Origin of the sequence: Eubacterium sp. MSJ-13 (assembly GCF_018918235.1) — a bacterium.
In the GTDB taxonomy this organism is placed as follows: Bacteria; Bacillota; Clostridia; order Lachnospirales; family Lachnospiraceae; genus Butyribacter.
Genome location: NZ_JAHLQE010000148.1, coordinates 1 through 4,894 on the forward strand (window position 1 = coordinate 1; position 4,894 = coordinate 4,894).

The 4,894-nt window shown below is 35.1% G+C and carries 4 protein-coding genes; 2 read left to right on the forward strand and 2 right to left on the reverse strand.

What is annotated here, in order from left to right; genetic code table 11:
- Positions 1-191 precede the first annotated feature (191 nt).
- Positions 192-1,286, forward strand: a complete 1,095-nt coding sequence (locus tag KQI69_RS09230; RefSeq protein WP_216565094.1) for a leucine-rich repeat protein — start codon at positions 192-194, stop codon at positions 1,284-1,286.
- Between the two features lie 165 nt (positions 1,287-1,451).
- Here KQI69_RS09230 and KQI69_RS09235 read toward each other — a convergent pair whose 3' ends face one another.
- Entirely contained in the window at positions 1,452-2,003 is a 552-nt protein-coding gene (locus KQI69_RS09235) for a DJ-1 family glyoxalase III (RefSeq protein ID WP_216565095.1), read from the reverse strand.
- A 194-nt stretch (positions 2,004-2,197) separates the two neighbouring features.
- Between KQI69_RS09235 and KQI69_RS09240 the strand changes: the two genes are divergently transcribed.
- The gene (locus KQI69_RS09240; RefSeq protein ID WP_216565096.1) at positions 2,198-3,547 is read left to right on the forward strand and encodes an AI-2E family transporter; all 1,350 of its coding nucleotides are present in this window, start codon (positions 2,198-2,200) and stop codon (positions 3,545-3,547) included.
- A gap of 316 nt (positions 3,548-3,863) precedes the next feature.
- Here KQI69_RS09240 and trmB read toward each other — a convergent pair whose 3' ends face one another.
- On the reverse strand, positions 3,864-4,517 hold the full coding sequence (gene trmB / locus KQI69_RS09245) for a tRNA (guanosine(46)-N7)-methyltransferase TrmB (RefSeq protein WP_216565097.1): 654 nt from the start codon (positions 4,515-4,517) through the stop codon (positions 3,864-3,866).
- Between the last annotated feature and the right edge of the window lie 377 nt (positions 4,518-4,894).

The window sequence follows — 4,894 nt, forward strand, 5'->3', positions numbered from 1 at the left end:
CGCAGCAGATGGAAATTTACACAAGTTATTTAGCGAAATATCAATGATACAATACACTGGTATGAGAATGGAATTTTTTATGCAATATAAATGAAATTTAGTGTGGTTTTTTACAAACATTGAACTGCTATAATATATACAAAAGTAAAAGAGATATACTTTACTAAAGTATTGAAAGGCAGGAAATTTTTATGAGAAAAGAAATCAAAAGCATTTTATCAGTAGCACTTTCTGCTGCAATGGCAGTTTCACTTGGAGCTGTATCAAATGTGGCATCAGCAGAAGAGACAACAGACACAGCGGGCACTACAGAGGCAGCAGGTAAACACACATATCATGCATATCTTGGTTTTCAGGCAGCGGGTACACCGGATTGGATATTCAGAAATGCTATTGAAGATGCAGACAATGGTATAAATTCAAAAAATTACGATTATCTCACACAGTATATGAACAGCAATTCCGGTAAACAGGATGCGACTATCACAAATGCAGACATTACTGAGAATGGCACATATACTATCACAATTGATGGGATTGATCTTTCAAACCAGACAGCTATGAACATGGCGTTTATAACAACAGATATTCCTCTTGCAATGACGGGCGTTGAATTTACGAATGTTAAATACTCTGTTGACGGTAAAGTAGTTGCAACACAGGAAAAAGGCGAGCAGAAATATGACAATTATGATCATTATATGATGATGAGCACATGTCAGTATGGAAACCCAAGCAAAAAAGTAAATGAGGATCTCTCGACTGTATTGCCATCAAAAAGTCTTTCTATCACATTTGATGTAAAAGGTATTGATTTTGACAAATCTTATACAGCAGAAACAGTCGGACTTGCAAAAGGAAAGACAATCGTAAAAGACGGTGTTACATATAAAGTAACTACAACAGCTAAATACACAGAAGGATTAGACAAGACAACTAACGGAAAAGTTCAGGTCGTAGGTGTTAATAAGGCAGCAAAGACAGTTAAAGTTGCAGATACGATAAAAGATTCAGATGCAGCATACACAGTTTCAGGCGTTGCAGCAGGAACGTTTAAAGGGGCATCAAAACTTACGGCAGTAACATTTGGAAAGAATGTTAAATCAATTGCAAAAGATACATTTGTAAACTGTAAAAAACTTAGCACAGTAACATTTGGAGCAAAACTCAGCTCAGTAGCAAAAGATTCTTTCAAGGGTTGCAAGACGGTTAAAGTTAAAGGAACATCTGCAGCAGCAAACAAGAAATTACTTGCAAAGCAGAACAAGACAGTTAAATTTAAATAATATGATTAAAGAATAATAACAAACTCCCTAAGTTGTTATAGACAGCTTAGGGAGTTATCATTTTTGATTATATATTTTTCGTTATACTACATCAATATTTTACGGGCTGCCATATGTTATATAGTTTTGGCGAACATTTATTTGAGTTACATTTGCAGAATATTATTATGCGTTGTAAATTATCTTATTCTTTACATCCTCGGCTGTTTCCTTATCTTTAAGGCGTGTTATGATAGCACCTGCAAATTCTATGCATGTACCCATTCCTCGGCTCGTTGTGAACTGACCGTCTATAACGACAGGTTCTTCAAGATACTCTGCACAGTTAAGTTTTGAATCAAGTCCCGGATAGCATGTAGCTTTGTGGTCCTTTAAAAGACCGAGTTCCCCGTAAACAGTAGGAGCAGCACAAACGGCAGAAAGAAGTTTGCCGTTTTCCTTAAATTCCAAAATCTTGTCAGTGAGAGGCTTGTAAGCTAAAAGATTTGGTGTTCCTGGAATACCGCCCGGAAGAATGATCATCTTTGCACTCTCAAAATCGGCATCTTTAAAAAGTTTATCGGCTTTGATAGTAACATTGTGTGAACTTGTAACCTCCAAAGTGTCAGTGATGGAAACCATATCTATCACGAGTCCGGCGCGTCTGACCATATCAACGACTGTAAGCATTTCAACTTCCTCATACCCCGGTGCTAAAAAAATAAGTGCGTCTGCCATAATTATATTACCTCCATTGTTTTGATAAAATTTTTGTCACATTCTTTTGTACCGTAATTCCTTATAAAGCTGATAAAATTAAAATTTGCTTAATTTTGCAAAACAGTACTTTTAAAATAGCTGTGATTTGTTATTATTATAATACAAAGAACAAAAACATTAAAGTGATATAAAAATCAGATGAGGAGTATATTATGGTCGATGATGAAAAAGAAAAGAGAAAACGGCAGAAAAGTCAAAACACAGAGGAATCCCAGAAAAATTCTGAGAAGATTTTAGAAAAAAAGCATATTGACGAATATGAGGATAATAAAAATGTTGAGGGCAGTATGCACAATGAGAAAAAATTGTATCTCCTTCATGGAAAATCTGAGAGGGAAACAATAGGATGGTTTAACTTTGACAAAAAATATCTTAAAGTATGTCTGTATGCATTGTTTGTCATATTTTGGGGAGCAATCATATTTATAATGCTTCAGAACTGGGGAGCGACAAAAGCGTTTGTGATGAATTTCTGTAAAGTCTTATCGCCATTCTTCGTGGCAGTTATCATTGCTTATTTTGTGTCACCGTTGTTTGAAAAGATATATGGAATGTTTGATAAGCATGTCAAAGGGAAAAAAGGTGAAAAGGCAGTAAAGATGTTATCGTTGCTGCTGTCGTATGTGTTACTTATCGGTTTTATCACTGTAGCGTTTGTATTTGTAATCCCACAGATAGGAGACAGTATAGCAGAGCTTACGGGAAATATACCTGTTGTGTACGATAAGACTCTTAAACTTCTTGCTGAACTGCACGATAAATATCCGGAGATAGATACTGATTATATAAGCGAGAGGTTAAATGAGATGGTTCCAAACCTTATCAAATATGGAACAAATGTAGTAGGAAATGTGATACCTATGGTATTTTCGGTATCAGTTTCCATAGTGAAAGTTGTGATAAATATCCTGCTTGCACTGATAATTTCAGTATATATGATAGTTGAAAGAGAGATATTTAAACATCAGGGAAAAAGACTTGTATATTCGATATTCAGTGAAAGTAAAGGAAATACTATCTGTAAGACATTTGGAGAATGTAATGAGATATTCAGTGCATTTCTAATAAGCAAAGCAATCGACTCGCTTATAATCGGCTGCCTGTGCTTTGTCATAATGAATATTTTACACCTGCCATACACAGTGCTTATAAGTGTAATAGTCGGAATAACAAATATGATACCATATTTCGGACCATTTATCGGAGCAGTACCGGGGGTATTGATATATCTTTGTACAAATCCGAAAGATGCACTTATATTTGTGGTTATGATATTTGCACTTCAGCAGTTTGATGGACTTATCTTAGGACCAAGACTTTTGGGACAGTCAACAGGACTTAGCCCGATATGGGTAATATTCGGAATAACAGTCGGAGGAGCATACTTTGGAGTAGTCGGAATGTTTATCGGAGTGCCAGTAGTAGCAGTATTTGCATTTCTTTTAAATAAGATAATCTCATACAGACTGCGTGGGAAAAAAGTAGAGGCATTGGAAGAATAGAAAAAAGAGAATATAGGCTGCCGTAATATTTGATATGATTCTTTTTAAGGTAGATAAGCGAAATAATAAAAATCACTTACTACTAAAAGTGAGTATATCAATTAAGATAACGGCAGCCTTTAAATATTATGTGATGTTATATTGATGTCAAGGATATTCGTAATCCACTTCGCTGCTTGCTCATATAAAATTTTTGCTACGCACAATTAGCTACTGGCTCCATCCACAGCACCTGATTAAAGAGCCACATCATCACCCAAGGGTAATTGTGTGGCTCTTTAATTTTGTAGATGACGCATTAGCAGTATTTTTTATATTAATCTCTGTGGCATATAAGTTTACATATAGATTTGCCCTGATTGAAGAATTTTTCTTCATATTCCGTCATGATATTGTCTTTAGCAGGGCCATCTTTGTGTAAGTCAAAATCATACATATCAATAGTCCATCCAGCTTCCTTTATCTCCTCAAGAGAAAAATCAAAAAGAGGGCGGTTGTCTGTCTTAAACTGTATATGTCCGTCCTTGGCAAGAATCTTATCATATCTTTCGAGAAACTGGGAAGAGGTAAGCCGTCTTTTTGCATGGCGGTCTTTAGGCCAAGGATCTGAAAAGTTCAAATAAATTCTGGAAACTTCTTCGGGAGCAAAGTATTCGGCAATATCCTCAGCATCCATTCTTAAAAACATAAGATTGTCAGTCTCAAGGTTTTCCCTCTTGTCAAGAGCACGCACAAGAACGCTTGAATATTTTTCAATACCGATATAATTTATGTCAGGGTTGCTTTTGGCAAGTCCCATAATGAACTGTCCCTTACCCATACCAATCTCAATATGGATAGGATTGTCGTTCTTAAAAATATTCTTTCTCCAAAGCCCCCTGTAATCTTCGCCATTTGTACCATCAGTCTGTATAGTATAGGGATTTTCAAGAATCTTTTCCTGAGAACCCTTTACATTTCTAAGTCGCATAAAAATCCTCCGATAATAAAGTATAATCAATATGAAATTCGTTTATAGATAATATTACAAAAAAAATTGGGATAATGCAAGTGTGCGAAATATACATACACTGGTATCTGCAAAAAATGTAGTTGGTAAATTTAAAATATATGAAAATTATAAATATAATGTAAAATTTTGACCACTCGTTGACAAAATATGACCACTCGTAGCAAAAAAGCAAAAAGTGAATAAAAAACTGCTATAATATATATGCACTTGAATTCACTGGTTCACTATAGTGTATAAATGGTTTGTTGAGGGGTATAGACTAAAAGCATCTCATCTCTTTGATATGATACCTCTAAAGTAGACAGATTAAATATAAAATCTGTTGCTTGGGAGGT